Annotated in this window: 19 protein-coding genes; 10 read left to right on the top strand and 9 right to left on the bottom strand. The window is 69.3% G+C overall.

Annotated features, from left to right (window positions below; all coding sequences use genetic code 11):
• Positions 1–16: 16 nt before the first annotated feature.
• Complete coding sequence (locus G6O68_RS22190; RefSeq protein ID WP_165250836.1) at positions 17–2,389, top strand: hypothetical protein; 2,373 nt, start codon at positions 17–19, stop codon at positions 2,387–2,389.
• A 94-nt stretch (positions 2,390–2,483) separates the two neighbouring features.
• Positions 2,484–3,494: an aldo/keto reductase gene (locus tag G6O68_RS22195; RefSeq protein ID WP_165250837.1), complete on the top strand. Its 1,011-nt coding sequence runs from the start codon at positions 2,484–2,486 to the stop codon at positions 3,492–3,494.
• 36 nt (positions 3,495–3,530) lie between these two features.
• Here G6O68_RS22195 and G6O68_RS22200 read toward each other — a convergent pair whose 3' ends face one another.
• The 3 genes from G6O68_RS22200 to G6O68_RS22210 all read right to left on the bottom strand — a co-directional run bounded on the left by G6O68_RS22200 (position 3,531) and on the right by G6O68_RS22210 (position 8,037).
• Complete coding sequence (locus G6O68_RS22200; protein WP_165250838.1) at positions 3,531–4,991, bottom strand: DUF1501 domain-containing protein; 1,461 nt, start codon at positions 4,989–4,991, stop codon at positions 3,531–3,533.
• Positions 4,992–5,053: 62 nt separating this feature from the next.
• A complete protein-coding gene (locus tag G6O68_RS22205) occupies positions 5,054–5,716 on the bottom strand; it encodes a Uma2 family endonuclease (RefSeq protein ID WP_165250839.1) in 663 nt (220 codons plus the stop codon).
• Positions 5,717–5,727: 11 nt separating this feature from the next.
• Positions 5,728–8,037, bottom strand: a complete 2,310-nt coding sequence (locus G6O68_RS22210; protein ID WP_165250840.1) for a DUF1549 and DUF1553 domain-containing protein — start codon at positions 8,035–8,037, stop codon at positions 5,728–5,730.
• 136 nt (positions 8,038–8,173) lie between these two features.
• On the opposite strand from G6O68_RS22210, the gene G6O68_RS22215 reads away from it, so the two are divergent.
• Entirely contained in the window at positions 8,174–9,271 is a 1,098-nt protein-coding gene (locus tag G6O68_RS22215) for an ABC transporter ATP-binding protein (RefSeq protein ID WP_165250841.1), read from the top strand.
• Positions 9,272–9,287: 16 nt separating this feature from the next.
• Here G6O68_RS22215 and G6O68_RS22220 read toward each other — a convergent pair whose 3' ends face one another.
• Genes G6O68_RS22220 through G6O68_RS22230 form a run of 3 tightly spaced genes read right to left on the bottom strand, consistent with a single transcriptional unit; the run spans position 9,288 to position 12,249 of the window.
• Entirely contained in the window at positions 9,288–10,391 is a 1,104-nt protein-coding gene (locus G6O68_RS22220; RefSeq protein WP_165250842.1) for a glycoside hydrolase family 18 protein, read from the bottom strand.
• Between the two features lie 32 nt (positions 10,392–10,423).
• Positions 10,424–11,275 carry a rhomboid family intramembrane serine protease gene (locus G6O68_RS22225; RefSeq protein WP_165250843.1) on the bottom strand — a complete coding sequence of 284 codons (852 nt, stop codon included), beginning with the start codon at positions 11,273–11,275 and terminating at the stop codon, positions 10,424–10,426.
• A gap of 26 nt (positions 11,276–11,301) precedes the next feature.
• A complete protein-coding gene (locus tag G6O68_RS22230; protein WP_165250844.1) occupies positions 11,302–12,249 on the bottom strand; it encodes a hypothetical protein in 948 nt (315 codons plus the stop codon).
• 557 nt (positions 12,250–12,806) lie between these two features.
• Here G6O68_RS22230 and G6O68_RS22235 point away from each other — a divergent pair.
• The 3 genes from G6O68_RS22235 to moaA all read left to right on the top strand — a co-directional run bounded on the left by G6O68_RS22235 (position 12,807) and on the right by moaA (position 15,199).
• Entirely contained in the window at positions 12,807–13,679 is an 873-nt protein-coding gene (locus G6O68_RS22235; protein ID WP_165250845.1) for an NTP transferase domain-containing protein, read from the top strand.
• Positions 13,680–13,707: 28 nt separating this feature from the next.
• On the top strand, positions 13,708–14,124 hold the full coding sequence (locus G6O68_RS22240; protein WP_165250846.1) for a molybdenum cofactor biosynthesis protein MoaE: 417 nt from the start codon (positions 13,708–13,710) through the stop codon (positions 14,122–14,124).
• A gap of 73 nt (positions 14,125–14,197) precedes the next feature.
• Complete coding sequence (moaA, locus tag G6O68_RS22245) at positions 14,198–15,199, top strand: GTP 3',8-cyclase MoaA (RefSeq protein WP_165250847.1); 1,002 nt, start codon at positions 14,198–14,200, stop codon at positions 15,197–15,199.
• Positions 15,200–15,366: 167 nt separating this feature from the next.
• Here moaA and G6O68_RS22250 read toward each other — a convergent pair whose 3' ends face one another.
• Genes G6O68_RS22250 through G6O68_RS22260 form a run of 3 tightly spaced genes read right to left on the bottom strand, consistent with a single transcriptional unit; the run spans position 15,367 to position 17,913 of the window.
• Positions 15,367–15,807 (bottom strand): ankyrin repeat domain-containing protein, encoded by a 441-nt coding sequence (locus G6O68_RS22250; RefSeq protein WP_165250848.1) that lies wholly within the window; start codon positions 15,805–15,807, stop codon positions 15,367–15,369.
• A 32-nt stretch (positions 15,808–15,839) separates the two neighbouring features.
• On the bottom strand, positions 15,840–16,754 hold the full coding sequence (locus G6O68_RS22255) for an amidohydrolase family protein (protein WP_165250849.1): 915 nt from the start codon (positions 16,752–16,754) through the stop codon (positions 15,840–15,842).
• Positions 16,755–16,773: 19 nt separating this feature from the next.
• Positions 16,774–17,913 carry an enolase C-terminal domain-like protein gene (locus tag G6O68_RS22260; RefSeq protein WP_240911443.1) on the bottom strand — a complete coding sequence of 380 codons (1,140 nt, stop codon included), beginning with the start codon at positions 17,911–17,913 and terminating at the stop codon, positions 16,774–16,776.
• Between the two features lie 192 nt (positions 17,914–18,105).
• On the opposite strand from G6O68_RS22260, the gene G6O68_RS22265 reads away from it, so the two are divergent.
• The 4 genes from G6O68_RS22265 (at position 18,106) to G6O68_RS22280 (ending at position 20,060) form a co-directional block, all read left to right on the top strand.
• Entirely contained in the window at positions 18,106–18,528 is a 423-nt protein-coding gene (locus G6O68_RS22265; RefSeq protein WP_165250850.1) for a YkgJ family cysteine cluster protein, read from the top strand.
• Positions 18,525–18,998, top strand: coding sequence for a hypothetical protein (locus G6O68_RS22270; protein WP_206108182.1), 474 nt, complete (start codon positions 18,525–18,527; stop codon positions 18,996–18,998). Before G6O68_RS22265 ends, G6O68_RS22270 begins: the two co-directional genes overlap by 4 nt.
• A gap of 172 nt (positions 18,999–19,170) precedes the next feature.
• Positions 19,171–19,554: an HU family DNA-binding protein gene (locus tag G6O68_RS22275; RefSeq protein ID WP_165250861.1), complete on the top strand. Its 384-nt coding sequence runs from the start codon at positions 19,171–19,173 to the stop codon at positions 19,552–19,554.
• 341 nt (positions 19,555–19,895) lie between these two features.
• The gene (locus G6O68_RS22280; RefSeq protein WP_240911445.1) at positions 19,896–20,060 is read left to right on the top strand and encodes a hypothetical protein; all 165 of its coding nucleotides are present in this window, start codon (positions 19,896–19,898) and stop codon (positions 20,058–20,060) included.
• The last annotated feature ends 82 nt before the right edge of the window (positions 20,061–20,142 follow it).

A 20,142-nucleotide genomic window follows, 5' to 3' on the forward strand; every position in this document is an offset into this window, starting at 1 on the left:
ACCTGGGGGAACGTCGATGAAACTTCCGCGATCGTGGCGACTCCTCCTGGCCGGGCTGTTGACGACGGCCTGCCCGCCGCCGTCGCGGGCCGATTCGTCGCTCGAAAGGTTCGAGGCCCGGCTCGACGCCCTGCCGGTTGTCGATGAAATCGACGTGGCGGTCCTGCCGCCGGCTCACGAGTTCCCCGCCGCCGGCAGCAGGGTCGAGACGATCCTCGGCCGGCCGGCGCGGGTGCTCCCGATGGGCGACGGGCCAATGGTCGCCGCCTGGGTGATCGGCAAGGGGAAGGGCCTGAAACCCGGCGCGGCGTATCTGTTGGAGGTCGAGTACCCCGACGACGTCCCTCGCACGATCTTCCTCGCGAACCGGGGGGCCGACCACGTCCGGGGGTTCGCTACGGGAAGCGCGACCGGCGACGCCCGCCAGCAATACGTCCAGCCCTCGCTGGAATCGCTCGCTTATCCCCAGTCGGGAGGCTGGCGACGCTATCGAAGCCTCTTTTTCCTCCACGACCGCTTCCAGGGGCTCTACGCTCAGCGCGACCCGAAGCCGGGGGGGCGTCCGTTCGTCCCCGACGACGGTTTCCACGTCCTGGTCTTCCAGACGAAGCGGCTCAACGACCCCCGTTCCGAAGGGGCGGCCGTCGGCCGCATCCGGCTGCGGGCGGTCCCGGACCTCGCTTCGCTCGACGCGGACATCGAGTACCCGCCCGAGGGTCTGCCTCGCCGTCGCGTGTTCTACCGCGAGGAGATGGCCGACGAGTCCGTCTCGGCGCGCGAGCCGGTCGATCGCGGCGTCGCCGATCCGCTCGACTGGTTCGTCGCCAAGGCGAAGCTCAACCGCGTGCTGGGCATCAACACGTTCCCCAAGGACCTGCTGGAATTCGGCTTCAATCAGGGCTGGGAGAGCGGCGACCCGGACTGGTACATGAACGCCCAGCCGCCGCTCGTCGACGTCTGGGACCGGCTCGTCCCCCGGATCGCGGCCGAGGGTCTCGAACTGCTCCCGTACTACGAATACAAGGGGGGGATCGGCCTGGAGTCGGCCCGTCCTCAGAGCCTGGGCTGGCAGCGACGCGCCGAGAAGCTCTACCATGACCGGCCCAACCCCCGGTACACCGGCGTCTGGTGGACCGAGCCCCACAACGCGGACCTGACCGACCCCGGGACGCTGGCCGACGCCAAGCGGCTGCTCGACCGCACCATGATCGCCCACAAAGGCCGCGCGGGATTCGCAGGGGCCTGGTTTCGGGTCCGCGACAACCATCTCCCGATCAGCTTCTCGGACGCCGCGGTCGGCCGCTTCCGGGACGAGCACCCGGACGACCCCGAGGCCAAGGCCGCCTCGCGGGAAAGCCTGATCGCGTCCTATGAGGGGGATCGGCGGCTCTACGACCGATACATCGCCTGGTGGCTGAGGCGCCGTGCGGCGTTCCTCGAAGCCCTCGCCGAACACCTGGCGGAGGGGCTCGGCGACCGGGCGGGATCGCTGATCTTCACCCCCTGGACGAGCGAGCAGATCCCCATGCTGCGCGATCCCGCGTCCGGCGCCAGCGGCCACCCCGTCCAGATCACGACCGACGAACCCGCGTGGTGGGACGGATTCGCTCGAACCCAGCCTGATTCGAGCTGGTTCCGATGGGCGCTGGCCCCGACCGCCTACGACAAGGTGGTCGCCGAAGACGCGTATGCGAAGAGTCTGGCCTTTCGCGAGGCGATCACGGCGCCCGACCGCACGGAGTCGTACCACTCGGCCCCCCCCGCCGACCCGGAGAACTTTCGAGCGAGCCGTCGCGTCATGATGAGCTTCCCGATGGGCCGGCTTTTCACGGTCGAGTCGGCGGCGCTGCTGGAGACCTATCGGAGCGGGGCCGGGCTGACGGCGATCCGGCATTACACGCTGAATGAGGACGACCACGACCGCCTGAAAGGGACGTCTTCGCTGCCGTTCGACGGCCAGATGGGCTACGTCTCGACAGACGTCGACCGCGAGGGGCCCTACGTCCGGCTGCTGGAGGCGCGGGCGGTCGCCAAGGGCGATCCGACGAATCTCGGGATGCTCTGCGCCTCCAGCTTCTCCAGCGGGTTCCCGGGGTACATGAGACGCTTCAACCAGGCGTACCTGGCCGTGCCGGCGCTTCCCTCGAAGGTGCTGCCGGACGCCGCCGACGACCCCTCCGTCGTCGTGCGGGAGATCCCGGCGGGGCCTCACGGGACCTACTACCTGGTGGTGAACCCTTCCATGCAGCCCCGGGCCGGGGTGACGGTCACCTTCCCCGCCGATGGCGAGCCGCGGGATCTGGTCGAGCGTCGAGAACTCTCCGGGAAGTCGATCCGGCTCGACCTCGATCCGGGCGAGTTGCGGAGCTACCGCGTGCGACCCCGGTGAGCCCTCGTTCGGTCCATGGTCCGTGATTTGCTCGTTTCGTGACGGAAAGCGGCGTGCTCGTCGCGTCGCCCTCGATTTCTCAGGAGATTTCCCAATGAATTCCCCGCAAGGCTCCAGCCCGAGTCGCCGAGACGTCCTCCAGGCCGGCGCCGTCGGGCTCACGGCGCTCTCGATCGGCCCGAACCTCGTCGCCTCCGAGGAGACGAACCAGCAAGGCGTGCCGATGCGGCCGCTCGGCAAGACGGGCGAGAAGGTCTCGCTCCTGGCCCTCGGCGGCCACCACTCCACCCGCGCCAGGGAGGAGAAGGACTCACTCCGACTCATCCAGCGCGCGGTCGAGGAAGGGGTGACGTTCCTCGACAACGCCTGGGACTATCACATGGGCGTGGGCGAGGAGCGGATGGGCAAGGCCCTGGAGGAGGGCAAGCTCCGCGACAAGGTCTTCCTGATGACCAAGGTCTGCGGGCGGACCGCCGAGGAGGCCCAGTCGAACCTGGACGACAGCCTGAAGCGGCTGCGGACCGATCGCATCGACCTCTGGCAGTTCCACGAGATCAACTACGACAAGGACCCGGATCGCGTCTTCGCGGGCGCCATCAAGGTCGCGCTCAAGGCGGTGGAGCAGGGGAAGGTCCGCTACGTCGGCTTCACCGGCCACCGCGACCCGGACGTCCACCTGAAGATGCTGGAGATGCCCTACGACTGGGCCACCGTCCAGATGCCGCTGAACGTCCTCGACGGCACGTTCCGCAGCTTCCAGAAGAAGGTCCTGCCCAAGCTCGTCGAGCGCGGCATCGGCGCGATCGGGATGAAGAGCCTGGGAGGCAACGGCGGCGTCGTCAGCGGCGTGAAGGTCCCGGTCGAGCAGGCGCTCCGCTACGTCTTCTCGCTGCCGATCGCGGCGCTCGTCTCGGGCATGGATTCCGAGGCGATCCTGGAGCAGAACCTCAAGATCGTCCGCAACCTCAAGGCGATGGCCCAGGACGAGATGGCCTCCCTCGAAGAGAAGTACAAGGCCGCCGCCAGCGACGGCCGGTACGAGGGCTTCAAGACCACCAAGAATTACGACGGCCCCGTCCACCAGAAGCAGCAGCTGACGGGCTGATCGGAGCGAGGGGACATCCGTCGTGGCCGGCCGGGATCAGGCGATCAACTTCGTTAGGACCCGGCCGGCGACGTCGGTGAGCCTTTCGTCCCGGCCGCTGTGCAGGTGCGTCAGCTTCAGGTGATCGATCCCCATCAGGTGGAGGATCGTCGCGTGGAGGTCGTTGATGTGGGCGCGGTCGGCGATCTGATTGAGGCCGATCTCGTCGGTCTCCCCGAGGATCGTCCCCCCCTTCACGCCGCCGCCCGCCATCCACATGGTGAAGCCGGTGGCGTTGTGGTCGCGGCCCCGACCGCCCCCCTGGCGGACCGGGGTCCGGCCGAACTCGCCCCCCCAGACGACGAGCGTCTCGTCGAGCAGCCCGCGCTGCTTGAGGTCGGTCAGCAGGGCGGCGACGGGCTGATCGGTCAGGCCGCACATCTTCTCGTGATTGGCGTCGATGTCGTCGTGGGCGTCCCACTGCATCGCCACCGGCCCGCCGCCCGAATAGAGCTGCACGAACCGCACCCCGCGCTCGACCAGCCGGCGGGCCAGGAGGCAACGCGTGCCGAACTCAGCCGTGCGGGCGTCGTCGAGCCCGTACATCGCCCGGGTCCGCGGCGACTCCGTCGCCAGGTCCACGGCCTCGGGGGCGGCGCTCTGCATCCGATACGCCAGCTCGTACGATGCGATCCGGGCGGATAGCTCGGAGTCCGCCGGGTCCAGGTCCCGCTCGTTCATGTCGCGCAGCAGGTCGAGCACGCGACGCTGCCGCGAGGCGTCGGACCCGCGCGAGGGCTTGAGGTTGACGATCGGGGCCGGGCCGCTGCGGAAGAGGGTCCCCTGATGGTGGGCGGGCAGGAATCCCGCGCCCCAGCAAGGCGCGCCCCCTTCGGGAGTCCCCTCGGGCTGGGTCATGACGACGTACGACGGCAGGTCGTCGCTCTCGGAGCCCAGGCCGTAGGTCACCCAGCTCCCGAGGCTGGGATAACCCATCAACACCCGCCCGGTCATCATCTGGTACATGGCCGGGGCGTGGATCACGCTGTCGGCCACGCACGAGCGGATCAGGGCGATGTCGTCGGCGTGCTTGTGGAGGCCGGGGACGAGGTCGGACATGTCCATCCCGGACTGGCCGTAGCGTCCCCATTTCCGCTTCGAGGCCAGGCAGAGCGGGTCGTTCTCCAGGAACTGGCTGTGGATCTTGCCGAAGCTGGGGGGCAGCGGCTGGCCGTCCAGCTTCGCCAGCAGCGGCTTGGGGTCGAACAGGTCCATCTGGCTCGGGCCGCCGGTCATGAAGAGGAAGATGCAGCGCTTGGCCGTGGCCGGATGATGCCCGGCCTTCGCCGCCAGCGGGTTCGCCGAGCCGTCGGCCTTCGTCGACCGCTCCAGCAGCGACGCCAGCGCCAGCAGGCCGAATCCGTTCCCGGTCCGCTTCAGCCACTGGCGGCGGTTCAGCGGATCGAAGCCCGGCGGCGTCGCGGAGGGCCCGGGGCACTGGTTCGCGTGGCTGGGCATGGATGAAGGCCTTTCTTCGGAGGGTTCGAGCCGGTGAACGTCGACGGACCGCGAAGGCGGCTTCAGGCGGGCCCTCGCTTGCGATCGAGCTTTCCAAAAAGCTCCTGGAGCGGAAGCTCGAAGCCCGGCAGGAGCTCCGGCTCAGACAAGCTGTCGGATTCGCCGAGCGTCCGCGGCTCCATGTCGCGTCGATGGACTACGAGCGTCCTGGAACGCGGGTCCACCTCCCAGACGACGAGGACCCCGGCGTTGAAGTAATCGTCCCGCTTTCGCTCCATTTCGCGGTCGGTGTTGCTGCGGCTGAGGATCTCCACGGCCAGTTCCGGAGCGATGTCGGGGACGCTCGTCTGCCGGGAGAGGGTGGACTCGGGGATTCGATCCCAGGAGGCGAAGGCGATGTCCGGCGCCCGCATCATCCCCGGGAAGAGTCGGATCAGGCCGTCCGCCCCCGTGACCACACCCAGGTTATGCTCGTCCACGAATCGCTGGAGGAGCCCGGCAAGGAAGATCGCCAGCATCGACTCGACGTATCCCATGCCCTTCTCCACCAGCACGCCGTCGACCAGCTCGCAGAGGACGCGCTTCTTCTCGTGGATCCGGATCGCGTCCGCCTCTGTGGCCTCGCCCGGCGCGGGCCGGAGCAGGATGCGCGATGCGGGGACGCCGCCCAGGCGGTCGATGACGTCCTGGAAGGTCGTGATGTCGGCGTCGATCTCGACGGACATGGGGCGGACCCTCATGGGATGTACAGGAACTCGTTGCTGTTGATGAGGGCCATGGCGAGGTCGTCCCAGGCGGCGGCCTCACCATGAGCCGCGCGCTGGTCGTCCAGGAAGCTCGCGGCGAGGGCCACTTCGTCCTCGGCGGGGGGGCGTGCGAGGACGAGGGAGTAGGCCCTGCGGACGCGCGAGGCCATGTCGGGCTCGGCTTCGCGGAGCACCCGCTCGGCCAGGGCGTGGGCCCGTTCGAGGGCCAGGTCGCCGTTCAGGAGATTCAGCGCCTGGAGGGCGTGGGTGCTGGTCTCGCGGCGGGGGCAGGCCGTCTGGTTGTCGGGCGCGTCGAACGACTCCAGGAGCGGGTAGCGGACGTTCCGCTTCTTGAAAAGGTAGATAGAGCGGCGGCGATGCTCGGCCGGGTCGGGGTCGATCGGCCAGAGGTCGACCTCCTCGGCCTCGGTGAAGATCAGGTCCTTGATCTCCTTCTCCAGCGGGGCGAGCACGCCCGGCCCGCCCGACTTAAGGTTCAGCTCGCCCGAGACGGCGAGCAGGGCGTCGCGCAGGCCCTCGGCGTCCAGGCGGCGGCGGTTCATGCGGCCGAGCAGGGAGTTCTCCTCGTCCAGCTCCGTCAGCTTCGCGATCGGGCGACTCGACTGGCGGTAGGCGGCGGACTCGACCATCAGGCGATGGATCGGCTTGAGCCGCCAGCCGCCGGCGATCAGCCGCTCGGCCAGCCAGTCCAGCAGCTCGGGGTGCGAGGGGGGCTCGCCCCGGACGCCGAAGTCGCTGGGGGTAGAGACCAGCCCGCGGCCGAAATGGCCCTGCCAGAGGCGGTTCACGATCACCCGCGCGACGAGCGGATTGCCCGAGTCGGCCAGCCATCGGGCGAGTGCGGCGCGTCGTCCTGTCGAGCCTCGTTCGGCCCGGATCGACTCGTCCGTGAAAGCCCCGGCTCTCTGCGACGCCAGGATGACGCCCGGCGGTCGGGGCTCGACGCGGGGCCCCTTGCTCATGGGGTCGCCGCGACGGTGCACGAAGCTCTCCGGCGCCGCGTCCGAGCCGTCGGTCAATGCCATCGCATGGGCGGGAGGCCGGGGGAGGGTCTTGGCGATCTCGTGGATCTGGATCTTGAGGGACTCGCGGCGGGCGTGGTCGTCGGCGTTGCGGGCGACGGCCTCGGCGACGTCCTCCCAGGTCACGCGGATCGAGTTCGCCAGGCCGTTGGCGATCCGGGTCTGCTCGGGCGTCCGCTCCTTCTCGGGGATCGCCAGCAAGGCGCGTTCCTCGGCGGAGAGCATGGCCTGACGCTCGGCGGCGATGGCCTCGCGGTACGGGCCTTCAAGGGCGGCCATCTCCTGCTTGAGAGGTGCGCACTTCTCGTCGATCGCCTTCTTCGCGGCCTCGAAGGCCTCGACCTCGGCCTGGTCGGCGAGGGAGGGCTCGGTCAGCTCGCTCGCGGCGAAGAAGGCCTGGAGCCTGTAGTAGTCGGTGGTGGGGATGGCGTCGAACTTGTGGTCGTGGCAGCGGGCGCAGCCGATGGTCAGGCCGAGGAAGACCGAGCCGACCGTGGCCGTGATCTCCGTCAGTTCGTTCTGACGCTTGACCTCGGGGATGACGTTCCCGCCGACGACTTCGCGTGGGCCGGAGCGGCAGAAGCCCGTGGCGATGAGGGCGTCTCGGTCCCCCCGGGCGATCTCGTCGCCGGCGACCTGGAGGGCGATGAAGCGGTCGTAAGGCATGTCGGCGTTGAACGCCGCGATGACCCAGTCGCGGTAGCGCCAGGCGTCGGGGCGCTCGGCGTCCAGCTCGAAACCGTTGGTGTCCGCGTAATGGGCCAGGTCCAGCCAGTGCTGGGCCCAACGCTCGCCGAAGCGGGGGCTCTCCAGCAGCCGGTCGACGAGCCGCTCATAGGCGTCCGCGCGGTCGTCCCCCAGGAAGGCGGCGAGCTCGTCGGGCGTGGGTGGGAGGCCGGTCAGGTCGAACGTCACGCGGCGGAGCAGGGCGGTGCGGTCGGCCTCGGGCGAGTGCGGCAGCTCGACCGTCTCCAGGTCGGCGAGGATGTAGCGGTCGATGGGATTCTTGACCCAATCGGCTTCTTTCACCTCGGGCGGCTCGCCGGGCTCCAGCGGAAGGTACGCCCAGTGCTCGCGCTGGTCGGCGGAGAACTTCTCCAACTTCGCGAGCGGGGCGGGGGCCGGGGCGTCCGTTTCGCCCTTGGGCTCGTCCCCTGGCGCGGCGACGCCGGCGGCGACGAGGGCGAGCCAGGCCGTCGCGTACGCGGCGAGGCGTCGCGGGTTCGCGATCCGGGGGCCGGGGCAAGGCGAACGCATGACGCTCTATCCTCCCGTACGATGCAGGCGCGGACTTTCGCGGGACACGATGGTATTGTGCGGAACGACCGCCGAACCGGCAAGCAACAATTGTTGGACAGCATGCGGGACGGGGCGGCGCCGGGCGGGTTATTCCATGGCATCGATCGCGCTTCGTGGGGTCTCGAGACGATTCGGGCCCGATGCCCCGGCGCTGGACGGGCTGGACCTGTCGATCCCCTCGGGGGAGCGGCTCGCGGTGCTCGGCCCCTCGGGCTCGGGGAAATCGACGCTCCTGCGGCTGCTCGCCGGGCTCGACCGGCCGACGGGGGGCGAGATCTGGTTTGACGGCAAGCAAGTCGACGACGTGCCGGCGCATCGCCGCGACGTCGGCATGGTCTTCCAGAACCCGACCTTGCACCCCCATCTCGACGTGACCGGAAACGTGGAGTTCGGCCTCCGGGCGCGGGGCGTCCAGCGGGCGGAGCGTCGCCGCCGCGTCGAGGAGGTGGCCGAACTGCTGGGCCTTCGCGACCTGCTCGGCCGTTCGCCGGGGACCCTGTCCGGGGGCGAGCGTCAGCGCGCGGCCATCGGTCGGGCGATCGCCCGCCGGCCCGCCGTGCTGCTGCTTGATGAGCCGTTCTCCAGCCTCGACCTGCCGCTTCGCACGGCCCTCCGTCGCGACCTCGTGGAACTGCACGAGCGTTTCCGTTCGACCCTGATCCACGTCACCCATGATCAAGGGGAGGCCCTCGCCCTGGGCGAGCGCGTGGCGATCCTGGACCGCGGTCGTCTCGTCCAGGTGGGCAGCCCCCGCGAGGTTTACGACCGGCCCGCCACCCCGTTCGCGGCCCGATTCGTGGGCAGCCCCCCCATGAACCTGATCCCCGGAGAAGTATCCTGGGCCGACGACGGGCGGGCTCGATGCATCTTGGATTCCGGGAAGATCCTCGGGGCGGCCGCTGAGGACACCCCCCCGGGGCTCGCCGTGGGCGAGCGTCGACGGGTCCTAATGGGCGTCAGGCCGGAGCACCTGAGGATCGACACGCACGACGACCCGGCCCTCGCCGGGTCCGAAGGCCGACTCACCGCGACGGTCCGTAGGACCGAGGACCATGGGGACGCCCTGATCGTGATGCTCGACGTCGCCGGAATCCCCGCGCTGGCCCGCGTCGAAGGGGGAATGGTCCTCGCCCCGGGTCAGCGGGTGGCGGTCGCCGTCCTCCCGGGCAGGGTCGTCTGGTTCCCGGGCTGAGTCGCGGACTCGCCATTCATCGCGCCGCGTTGCACGCCGCCTTCGCGGCCGCCTGGAGCGGGTTGGAGCCGTCCGGCATCCGGTCGCCGTCGACCTGCCAGAAGAAGACGCCCCGGAAGCCGTTGGCGAGAGCCCATTCGGTCTTGAGCCGGATCGATTCGGCGTCGTCGTATCCAACGACCATCGAGTCGTCGGGCGAGGTCAGCCAGGGGACCTTCGTCTCCTCGTCCAGCGACCGTTTCCAACCCTCGGCGAGCCGCTTCGCGGTGTCCTTGTAGCTGACCTCGAAGGACTTCCGGGCGAGGCCCTTGGTCGACGTATAGGGTTCGCGGACGTGGAAGCCGCGGCCGTAAAGGGCCAGTCCGACGGCGAGGCGGTCGGCGGGAACGCCGCGCTTCTCCAGGAAGCCGAGCATGGACCGCTCGGTCGATCCGCCGTTCGGCCCGTCCTTCGACGAGGCGAACAGGGGTGAGTTGTGACCCGCGCGGGACGACCAGTCGCCGGCGTAGTCGTAGGTCATGACGTTGATCCAGTCCATCGTCTCGACCAGGAAGGCCGTGTCCAGGCGGCTGAAGGTGCCGTAGTTGGACGAGGCGGCCATGGTGACGAACATCCTCCGGCCCTTGGCCCGGCCGATCGCGTCGAGCCGCTCGCGGAAGGTCCGGGTCAGCCGCTCGAAGCCCGGGACCTCGTCGTCGCGGTCCGGGTATTCCCAGTCCAGGTCGATGCCGTCGTAGTCGTTCTCGTCGACCATCCTGACGACGGCCTCAACGTAGCGGGCCTCCGCCTCGCGGTCGGCGACGATGGCGCGGAACTGGTCGTCCCAACCCCATCCGCCCAGCGAGATCAGCACCTTCACCCCGGCCGCGTGAGCCTCGGCGGTCAGCGCCCGGCTCGGCACGGAGCGGTTCGGGTTGAGCTTGCCGTCGGGGCCGGCTGTCAAAAAGGCGTGGCAGATGTGGGTGTAGAGCTTGTAGTTCAGGTTCCGTGGCGAGCCGTTGAGATAGCCGACGAAGACCTTTTCGCGATTCGGCTCCTCGCCGCGAGCCGCCGAGGCGAGTCCGAGGGCGAGGGACGCGAGGACGGCGGACGTGAAAGCGGCCTGGGCGAGGCGTCTCATCGGTCGATCGGCTCCTGTCGGGCTTCGGGGATTCACCAGAGTCTGGGCAGGAAGAGGAGCGAGGTCCAGGCGAGCGCGACGACGGCCGTCAGCGCCTGGAGGCGGGTCGAGGTCGATCGCGCGTGCTCGCGACGATCGCCGAGGATCGCCGGCGGCAGCGTCGCGCCGAGAGCCAGGCCGCCGAGCAAGCCCCCCAGGTGGCATGAGTTGGAGACCATCGGGGTCAGCAGCCCCAGGCCCAGCGTGTAGGCCGCCCAGATCGCCAGCACGATCCCGACGCGGCGGTCGCGTAGCTCGATCGAGTCGCGATGGGCGAAGGCCAGGCCGATGACGGCCCCGCCCAGGCCGAAGATCGCCCCCGAGGCCCCGACGGTCGGGATCGGGCCGGTCATGGTGAACAGCGAGCCGGTGATGCAGCAGGCCGTGTACAGGAACAGGAACGACCGCCAGCCGAAGGCGTGCTCGCAGGCCATGCCCAGGATGAACAGCATGACCATGTTGCCGATCAGGTGGTCGGCGCTCCCATGCAGGAATCCCCCGGAGATCAGCCGCCAGGCCTCGCCGTCGAGGACGGCGTCGCGCTGCATCGCCCCGGTGGCGAGGACCTCGTCGAGCCCATCCAGGCCCCCGACCAGGACCTGCCTCACATACAGGATGGTGCAGGCCAGGATCAGCAGGATCGTCACGGGAGGGAACGGGCTCATCCCCGCCTCGAGGTCGACCCGCTCCTTGTGGATCATGTCGTCGCCGATGGTGAGGATCTCGCCCTCGTCCTCGTCCTCCTCGACAGGGGCGGGCAAGTCCTCGACTTGCGGGAAAAGCTCGGGCGGCGGCTGCGGATCGAGGGGCCGCTCGGTGGCTTCGGTCGCGTCGTCGGGCGGCATCGGCGAGTCCTCTTTGCAGTTCGTCGTCAGCGTCGCTCGCCGGTGTCGAGCAGCACGCCCAGCGCGATCCCGATCCGGCGGTCGATCTGGGGGGGGCGGTCGCGCGACATGTCCAGCACGTAGCTGTCGACGATCGTGAACTTGCGATTGAACTCGCCCCGGACTTGCTCCTCGCCGTCGGGCGTCCTGGTCACGAAGATGAAGTTCGTCCGCAGAGCCCCGAAGAGAGGACCCAGGAATCGCCTGAGGAGCGAGAGGATCAGCGAGTCCTCGCGGGCGATGAAGAGGGGGTGGCCCTCGGCGTCGGCGACGACCCACTTCTTGCGGAGGATGTTCGAGAGCTGGTTCTTGCGGATCCGGGCCAGGACCTTGCCGTCGGGCCGCTGAATCGTGAACGTGGTGGTGAATAGCTCGAACTTGTGGTCCTGGAGGGCGTCCAGCAGGGGCTCCTCCTTGGTCTCGTCGGCGTAGAAGTGGACGTGACGCTTGGGCGACAGCTTCACCGCCGCGACGATCGTCACGAGGATCGTGAGGACGCCTCCGATCACGCCGACCAAGGGACCGACCCACTCGATCCCGGTCGCATCGTGGAGGGCGACGGCCAGGATCCCGACGAGGATCGCCGAGACGAAGAAGGCCAGGACCGCTCCGAGGGCGGCCCCCACCTGCCTGAGGAAGTGGGCGGGACGCTCGACGTAGAGGATCGGCCGCTTCCCCTCGTCGCTGATGACGTACTTGGACGAGATCGCCATCATCTTCTGACGCATCAGGAACCGGTCGCGCTGGAACGCCGGGTGGAGCGCGGCTCGCTCGCCCGCCTCCTCGTCGATCGGCTCGGCCGTGACGTAGACGACCTCCTCGATGGGGACGACCTGGACGTTGTCGCACTCGGGGCATCGGATCTTCCTGCCGGCGAACTCGTCCTTGAGGACGTAGGTCTTGCCGCACTGGGAGCACGTCACCGACAGGGGCATCGCGGGAATCTCCGGGATTGGGCCGCCGTCCGGAACCCTCCGGACGCGCGTCGAGGCGATCGGGCGTCGATGATCGGGGCCGCGAAGGATGAAAGCAAGCCTGCACGTCGAAGGCCGGCCCCATCCGTAGCAGAAGGTCGGGGTCCTGGCCCACCAGGATTGGGTTCGTTCGCACGACCTTGAAACGAAGCCAATCGACGCAAGTCGAAATTGTCTATCTGCTTAGCCTTGATACTCGAGGCCAGGGATTGGGTTCGTTCGGCGCGCATCGTCGTGGTTCCGGAGCAATTCGCGATCTCGCAGACGCCCAGCCTTCGTCGTCCGCGCGCAACGTCCCCTCATGGTGAAGATACGATGCATTCGTAGGATGGAGACGCAAATTGACCGACAAGCCTGTCTTCTGCGGGGCCTCGCAGGCGGGGCGAGGGCCCGATGTCGACGCGCGTTCGGGCGGCCGGCCGATTGTCGACTCGGGGGATCTGCGATAGGGTGGTCCTACGGGGCGGGGCCTCCCCGGTTCCCGGCCCCTACGTCCCGGATGCGGAGAGCCTCGCGCGATGAGCCCGACGTCGACGATCGCCGCCATCGTCCCCGCCGCCGGGGCGAGCGTGCGGATGGGACGCCCCAAGTTGCTCCTGGAGTTCGGCGGGCGGCCGTTGATCGCGAGGGTCGTCGAGGCGCTCGTCGCCGCCGGCGCCCGGCCCGTGGTCGTCGTCGCCCCCCCGGCCGAGGCCCCCGAGGGGCCGGCGGTCGCCCGGGCCGCCTTCGAAGCCGGGGCCGACGTGCTGGTCCCCGACTCGCGGCCCGCGACCATGCGGGATTCGGTCGAGCTGGCCGTCGCCGAGCTGGGCTGGGCGGACGAACCCCCCGACGCCGTGGTCCTGACGCCGGCCGACAGCCCGCGTCTCGACGTCTCGGTGGTGGAACGCCTCATCGCGGCCTGGCGCGAGTCGCCAGGTCGCATCGTCGCGCCGACGTTCGAGGGGAGGCGCGGCCACCCCATCGTCCTCCCCTGGCAGCTCGCCGAGGCCGTCGCCGACCTCCCCCCCGACGTGGGCGTCAACGCCCTGATCGCCGAGCACGCCTGGAAGGTCTTCGAGGTCCCGATCGAGTCGGACGCAGTCCTCGTCGACCTGGACACGCCGCAAGACCTGGAACGGCTGCAAGGCTCGTCCGCCGCGACCAGGACCGTCCGACTGTTCGCGATCGCCCGCCAGCTCGCGGGGGGCCCCGAGGTCGTCGTCGCCCTGGACGACCCGGCGACGGTCGCCGACCTGCGGCGGGCCTTGGTCGAGCAGCATCCGACCCTGGGCTCGATCGCGGACCGCGTGCGGATCGCCGTGGACGACGAGTACGCCGAGGACGACGCGGTGCTGCCGCCCGGCGCGACCCTGGCCCTGATCCCCCCCGTCAGCGGCGGCGGGGTCTGAACCCAAACGGATCCAGATAGGCTCCTTCATGGTCGAGATCACCGAATCGCCCCTGGACCACGCCGCGATCACGGAGCGGGTGCGTCACGTCAACGCCGGGGCGGTCTGCACGTTCCTGGGCACCGTCCGCGAGATGACCGGCGACCGTCGCACCGTGGCCCTGGAGTACGAGGCCTACCCCGAGATGGCCGCGAAGAAGCTGGCCGAGCTGGAAGCCGAGGCCCGCCGCCGCTGGCCCCTGATCGAGGTCGCGCTGGCCCATCGCGTCGGACGACTGGAACTCGGCGACGTGAGCGTGGTCGTCGCCGTGAGCTGCCCTCATCGCGGCGATTCGTTCGAGGCCTGCCGGTGGCTCATCGACACGCTCAAGGACGTGGTCCCGATCTGGAAACGCGAGAACTGGGCGGACGGCCGCGAGGAATGGGTCCATCCCGGGCTCGAATGATCGGGCGAGCGGCTTGCTCTCCGGGTACAATGGGCCGATGCCCCCTCGCAACGTCCACGAGACCCGCCCGACCATGAGCCCGACGCCCGGCCGCCTGGTGGACTCCTTCGGCAGGGTCCACAACAACCTGCGCATCAGCGTGACCGACCGCTGCAACATCCGGTGCGTCTACTGCATGCCGGAGACGGTGAAGTTCATGCCCCGCGATCAGCTCCTCAGCTTCGAGGAGATCGCCCGGTTCGTCGGGATCGTCGCCCCTCTGGGGGTGGACAAGATCCGCCTCACCGGCGGCGAGCCGTTGCTCCGCAAGGATCTCGACGTCCTGATCCGCATGCTGGTCGCGATCGAGGGGGTCGCCGACGTCGGCCTGACGACCAACGGCATGCTCCTGGCCCCGGTCGCCGCGAAGCTCCGCGACGCCGGGCTGGAACGGATCAACGTCAGCCTCGACACGCTCGACCCCGCGCGGTTCGAGCGGCTCTCCCGACGGAAAGGGCTCGAAGACGCGATCGAAGGGGTGCTTGCGGCCAAGCGCGCGGGCTTCGACCCGGTGAAGCTGAACGCCGTCATCATCCGAGGCTTTAACGAGGAAGACGTGGCGCCGCTGGCGCGATTCGCACGCGAGCACGCCCTGGAGATGCGGTTCATCGAGTACATGCCGCTCGACGCCGGCCACCTGTGGGAGCGTGAGAAGGTCGTCTTCGCCCAGGAGATCCTGGACGTCCTGGCGAGCGAGGTCGGCCCGCTGGCCCCGTCCGCCGATCGCGACCCCCGAGCCCCGGCGCTCGATTACGACTACCTCGACGGCGGCGGTCGGGTCGGCCTGATCGCCTCGGTGAGCCGCCCCTTCTGCCTGAGTTGCAACCGGCTCCGGCTCACCTCTGACGGCAAGCTCCGCAACTGCCTCTTCGCGCTCGACGAGACCGACGTGAAAGGGTTGCTGCGGTCGGGCGGCCCCGCCGAGGAAGTCGAGCGGGCGGTCGCCGCCTCCGTGGCCGCCAAGTGGGAAGGCCACGAGATCAACACCGCCCGCTTCATCCAGCCCGACCGGCCGATGTACTCGATCGGCGGCTAGCTGGAAGCATCGGGGGCCTCTCCCGTGATCCCGACGCGGTGTTCCCGAGGCTCGCGAGCGAGGCGATCGGTGAGTTTGGGCGGTTGAATCGGACGGCCGGCAGGGTTGTTGGCGACGGCCGGACGACGTCCGACGCTCCTGTGGACCTTCCGCGGCAGCCTCGAATCCTAAGGCAAGCCGGTTCTTGTCTGCCGCACGGCGAGATCAAAACGCTTCAATGCCTCCGGGCCGCATGCCGCGGCCCAATCGCGGGGCGTCCTCCCGTCGCCGGCCCTTGCCTGAGGATCCGCGCCCAAATCGAGGAGGAGCCGGGTCGTCGCGAAAGGGAAGTCCTCTCCGCTCCCACTCTGGACGACCGAATCAATGTCGATATCCACGGCCACATGCAGCGGCAACTGTCCGAAGGAGTCCTGAAGGTTGATGTCGGCCCCGGCCTCGATCAACGCCCGAGCCATCTCAAGATTCTGATGCTCGCAGGCCAGATGCAGGATCGGCATCCCGGAGCGCGGGTCGACCGCATTCACGGAGCCGCCGGAACGGAGATAGGCGAGCAGCCCTTCCGCACCGGGGCCGTCGATCATCAGTTGGACGAGCCTCTCCAGGGTCATGGGCCGACGCCTCGCCCGTCGATGCTCGGCCTTCAGGTCAGCCGATAGACGCGGACCGCGTTGTCGTGGAACAGCTTGCGACGGCGATCGGCAGGCAGGTCCTTGACGATCAAGGCGAGCGCGTCGAACCACTCCTTGAGCGGCGCACCCAGCGTACAGACCGGCCAGTCGCCGCCGAACAGGACGCGATCGGGGCCGAAGGCTTCGAGCATGTGATTCACCACAGGCGCGAGGTCGTCGGGCTTCCAGGACCGCCCCTTGGCCGAGGCGATGATTCCCGAGACCTTGCCGACGACGTTGGGGAGCGCCGCGATCCGGTCGACGTCGCGTTTCCAGACGGTCAGGTCGTCGAAGAGGGGCGGGTTGCCGCAATGGTCGAGGACGAACGGCGTCTCGGGCGCGGCCTCGACGAGCTTCGCGGCGTCGGGCAGGTCGGCGTGGCGCATGCAGAGGTCGAAGCTGAGCCCCAGCTCGCCGAGCCGCCGAACGCCCCGGATGAACGCCGGCTGGATGCATGTGCCGGCCGGGGTCTCGCCGTGGAGCACCTGGCGAACCCCCTTGACGGCAGGGTCCTTCGCGAGCGGCTCGATGTAGGCCGAGAAGCCGTCGTCGGCGGGCCGGCCGCCGATCACCGCACCGGCGAAGGGGTTGCTCGGGTCGCGGCAGAGTTCGATCGCCAGCCGGGCCTCGTCCTGGAACTGGGAGGGGGCGGCGTCGATCTCCAGGTAGACCGCCTTCACGACGTCGATGCCGGCCGCCGCCTCGCGGTACTCGCGCACGCGGGCGTTGCGGTTCAATTCGCCCGATCCGGCGAGCCAGGGCGGCTGGAGCTTGTCCAGGTCCCAGATGTGGACGTGCGAGTCGACGACGGGCTCGGACGCGGAGGCGCCCGAGGCCAGGCAGGCGACGGCGCTCCATCCCAAGAACTCGCGACGGGTCGGCTTCATGGCGTTTGGCTCCCGGGGGTCAGGCGTGGCCGCCTCGCGTGAATTCCTGCTGGCGGATCTGGTAGCGGCGGACCTTCTGGGGATCGACCTGGACGCCGACCCCGGGCCGTGCCGGGACCTTGAAGACGCCGGGCGAGTCCATCTCGAAGGCCGGTACGACGTAATCGTCGACGAACCAGCGAGCGGCGGGCTGGAGGTCGGTCGGGTACTTGCAGTTGGCGAGCGTCCCGAGGTGGACGCCGTAGGCCTGGCCGAGCCCGAACTCGGGGGACGAGCCGACCCAGCAGGCGACGCCGTGCTGGAAGCAGAGATCGTGGATCGCCCGCGCCGGCCCGAGCCCCCCCGTGCGCTGGATCTTGAGGTTCACGATCCGGCCCGCGCCCCGACGGATGGCCTCGGCCGTGTCCTCGAAGGATACGGCCGTCTCGTCGAGGCAGATGGGCGTCGCAAGGGCGGCCTGGAGCTCGACGAGGCCGTCGAGGTCCCCGGCGGCGAAGGGCTGCTCGATCATCAGCAGGTCGAGCTCGTCCAGCTCGCGGAAGAGGGGAAGGTCGGCCGAGGTGTACTCGCCGCCGCCGTCGACCGCCAGCTCCACGTCCGCGAAGTGGGCGCGGACCGCCTTCGCGACTTCGAGGTCGCGGCCGGGCCCGATCCGCAGCTTGACCCGTCGGTAGCCCTCGACCAGATGGGCCTCGACCGCCTGGAGCAACTCGACGACGGACGGGTACATGCCCAGCGCCAGGCCCGACTCGACCCCCATCCCGATCTGGACCTCGTCCGCGCCGAGGAGCTGGGCCACGGTCACCCGATGCTCCTGGCCGAGGAGGTCCCAGAGGGCGGTCTCGGCGCCGGCGGTCGCCGTCCGGCCGGCCGACCAGGACGCGGCGGCCTCGCCGATCCGCTCGGTGCAGTCGACCGTCAGTCCGAGGAGGCGTGGGGCGATCGATGCCGTCAGCTCGGTCCAGCAGGCCTCGACGGCCGGCCCGTCGCCCGGGGGAGGGGAGGCCTCGCCGTGGGCGATCCCGTTCGCGGTCTCCAGGGTCACCAGCACGGCGTCCTTCACCCCGGCTCCTACCGCCGCCTCGGGCCACGAGGACTTCATCGGGATCTGGATCCGCGTGACGACGACCCGCTCGATCGGGCTGGTGGATGTGAACACGAGGCGCTTCCTCCGTCAGGACCGAAGCGGGACGGGTTCGCCCGCGCGACTCCCGCCCGCGGCGTTCAGCGTATCACAACTCCAGGCTTTTCCTACCCTTGGAAGCGCTCGAATTGCCGCCCGAGGTGACGGTTGTTACACTGTTCGGGTGCATCGTGGAGCGGCCGACGCATCAACCTTGATGGATCACACATGAGCGGTGGAGCCCCGCAGCCCTGGTATCGTGACGGCCTATCCTTCTCCTGCACCAAGTGCGGGGCCTGCTGCACCGGCGCGCCCGGCTACGTCTGGGTGGACGCCGAGGAGGTCGCCGCGCTGGCCCGGCATCGCGGCGAGACGCCCGACGAGTTCTCGCTCCGGTTCGTCCGCAAGGTGGGACGGCGCTACAGCTTGATCGAGCGGCCGGGCGGCGACTGCATCTTCTGGGATCGCGAGGCCGGCTGCACCGTCTACGAGGCCCGCCCCGTCCAGTGCCGAACCTGGCCCTTCTGGCCCGAGAACGTCGAATCGCCCGAGGACTGGGAAGCGGTGACCGAGATCTGCCCCGGCTCCGGGAAGGGCAAGCATTACTCGGCCGAGGAGATCATCACGTCGATCGGCATGGTCCGCTCATGACCGCGGAGCCCGGGCGGGACCTCGCCGCCGAGGCGAGGGGCCCGCTGGCCATCCTCTACAAGGACCTCGAAGGCGAGGTGTCCGAAGTCGGGCCGGTCTGTCAGCTCAGCGGTCGCTGCTGCCGGTTCGAGGAGTACGGCCACACCCTGTTCCTCTCCGCGCCCGAGGCGGCCGTCCTGATCGCCGACGCGCCGCCCCCCGTCCGGCCGCTCGACGAGGGGCTCACCTGTCCCTGGCAGGACCTTCAAGGGCGGTGCACCGCGCGGGAGGCCCGGCCGCTGGGCTGCCGCGTCTACTACTGCGACCCCGTCTTCGACGAGCACGCCCCGCGACTCACCGAACACTTTCTGGGCCGTCTCAAGGCCCTGGTCGACGCTGAGGAATGGCCCTGGGACTACGCGCCGCTGCATCGCCACCTGCGGGCGGCCGTGGAACGCGGCGCCATCGCGGCCCCGCCGCCCGCGGGCTGACTGCCCCGATTCGAGTTCGATCCCGGCTCGCACCCCGAAACGGCGACCGGTCGGCCCCTGGGCGAAGGCCCCGCCGTTGGGTTTTTTCTTGACACTAGTCCATGCGGCCAATACATTTGAGACGTTCTAGCTCCCCAAGCGAGCCGCCCGCGCCTTCGTGGAGATCGCCACCGTGACGAAAAAAGAGATCGTGAAGAAAATCTCCGAAGACATCGGACTGACGCAGCTCAAGACCAAGGACATCGTTCAGAGGACGTTGGACGCGATCATCCGAACCCTGGTCACGGAGGGGCGGATCGAGCTTCGGAACTTCGGGGTCTTCGAGGTCAAACGGCGGGCCCCTCGCAAGGCGCGCAATCCGCGGACCGGCGACAAGGTCTACGTCCCGTCCAAGAACGTGGTCACGTTCAAGCCGGGCAAGGAAATGGAAGAACTGGTTCGAAAGATGAATCCCGAGGATCTTCCGCTGTTGGACGACGCGTCCGATGCCGATCTAGAAGGCAACGGACCTGTCAAGCCGGTCTCCGAATCCCAGGCGCGTCACGCCAAGGACTGAAGTCGCCGCGACTTCATCCCGACCGACGCAACTTTCAACGTCCCTAGCTCGAACCGAGTCAGGGCGCGGAAGTCGAAGCCGAAATGGGGGTTCGGGGCCGAGGCGACGAGCCCAGGACGGTCCTCTGGACACCGTCCGAGACCCCTGAGCGAACGGGATTTTCGGCTCGAGCCGAGGGTGGACGCCCCGGTGATGAGTCCACGGATCGGAACCGTGCAAGGACTGCGCGGCGCGACCGATTCGCGTGATACCGAAGGCGGGAGGAGCCCGACATGCGAAAACTTTTGGCGGCCTTGGCCATCCTGGTCGCCTCCCTCGCACTATTCGAGGGATGTGCGCCGGTGCCGCTGCCGCGCTACGCGGCGTACAAGCCGCGGCGAGTCGAGCAGCTGCTCAACGAGTCCGAGAATCTCCGGCAGGGCGGCGACGACTGGGAGCGGTTCTGGCTGCTCGACCAGCCGTCTCACATGACGCCGTTCCGCACCCACGGCGGCCTTGGGCCCTGATCGGCCCTCGCCCCCGGACAATCTCCACCTGATCGCAAGGCCGGCCCCGGCGACTCCCGCGGGCCGGCTTTCTGCTTGCGCC

The organism is Paludisphaera soli, from assembly GCF_011064595.1.
GTDB classification, from domain to species: domain Bacteria; phylum Planctomycetota; class Planctomycetia; order Isosphaerales; family Isosphaeraceae; genus Paludisphaera; species Paludisphaera soli.

What these genes read in the sequence shown, in the direction of transcription:
- G6O68_RS22190 (WP_165250836.1), top strand. Translation starts at nt 17, where the DNA reads ATGAAACTTCCGCGATCGTGGCGACTCCTCCTGGCCGGGCTGTTGACG.
- G6O68_RS22195 (WP_165250837.1), top strand. Translation starts at nt 2,484, where the DNA reads ATGAATTCCCCGCAAGGCTCCAGCCCGAGTCGCCGAGACGTCCTCCAG.
- G6O68_RS22200 (WP_165250838.1), bottom strand. Translation starts at nt 4,991, where the DNA reads ATGCCCAGCCACGCGAACCAGTGCCCCGGGCCCTCCGCGACGCCGCCG.
- G6O68_RS22205 (WP_165250839.1), bottom strand. Translation starts at nt 5,716, where the DNA reads ATGTCCGTCGAGATCGACGCCGACATCACGACCTTCCAGGACGTCATC.
- G6O68_RS22210 (WP_165250840.1), bottom strand. Translation starts at nt 8,037, where the DNA reads ATGCGTTCGCCTTGCCCCGGCCCCCGGATCGCGAACCCGCGACGCCTC.
- G6O68_RS22215 (WP_165250841.1), top strand. Translation starts at nt 8,174, where the DNA reads ATGGCATCGATCGCGCTTCGTGGGGTCTCGAGACGATTCGGGCCCGAT.
- G6O68_RS22220 (WP_165250842.1), bottom strand. Translation starts at nt 10,391, where the DNA reads ATGAGACGCCTCGCCCAGGCCGCTTTCACGTCCGCCGTCCTCGCGTCC.
- G6O68_RS22225 (WP_165250843.1), bottom strand. Translation starts at nt 11,275, where the DNA reads ATGCCGCCCGACGACGCGACCGAAGCCACCGAGCGGCCCCTCGATCCG.
- G6O68_RS22230 (WP_165250844.1), bottom strand. Translation starts at nt 12,249, where the DNA reads ATGCCCCTGTCGGTGACGTGCTCCCAGTGCGGCAAGACCTACGTCCTC.
- G6O68_RS22235 (WP_165250845.1), top strand. Translation starts at nt 12,807, where the DNA reads ATGAGCCCGACGTCGACGATCGCCGCCATCGTCCCCGCCGCCGGGGCG.
- G6O68_RS22240 (WP_165250846.1), top strand. Translation starts at nt 13,708, where the DNA reads ATGGTCGAGATCACCGAATCGCCCCTGGACCACGCCGCGATCACGGAG.
- moaA (WP_165250847.1), top strand. Translation starts at nt 14,198, where the DNA reads ATGAGCCCGACGCCCGGCCGCCTGGTGGACTCCTTCGGCAGGGTCCAC.
- G6O68_RS22250 (WP_165250848.1), bottom strand. Translation starts at nt 15,807, where the DNA reads ATGACCCTGGAGAGGCTCGTCCAACTGATGATCGACGGCCCCGGTGCG.
- G6O68_RS22255 (WP_165250849.1), bottom strand. Translation starts at nt 16,754, where the DNA reads ATGAAGCCGACCCGTCGCGAGTTCTTGGGATGGAGCGCCGTCGCCTGC.
- G6O68_RS22265 (WP_165250850.1), top strand. Translation starts at nt 18,106, where the DNA reads ATGAGCGGTGGAGCCCCGCAGCCCTGGTATCGTGACGGCCTATCCTTC.
- G6O68_RS22270 (WP_206108182.1), top strand. Translation starts at nt 18,525, where the DNA reads ATGACCGCGGAGCCCGGGCGGGACCTCGCCGCCGAGGCGAGGGGCCCG.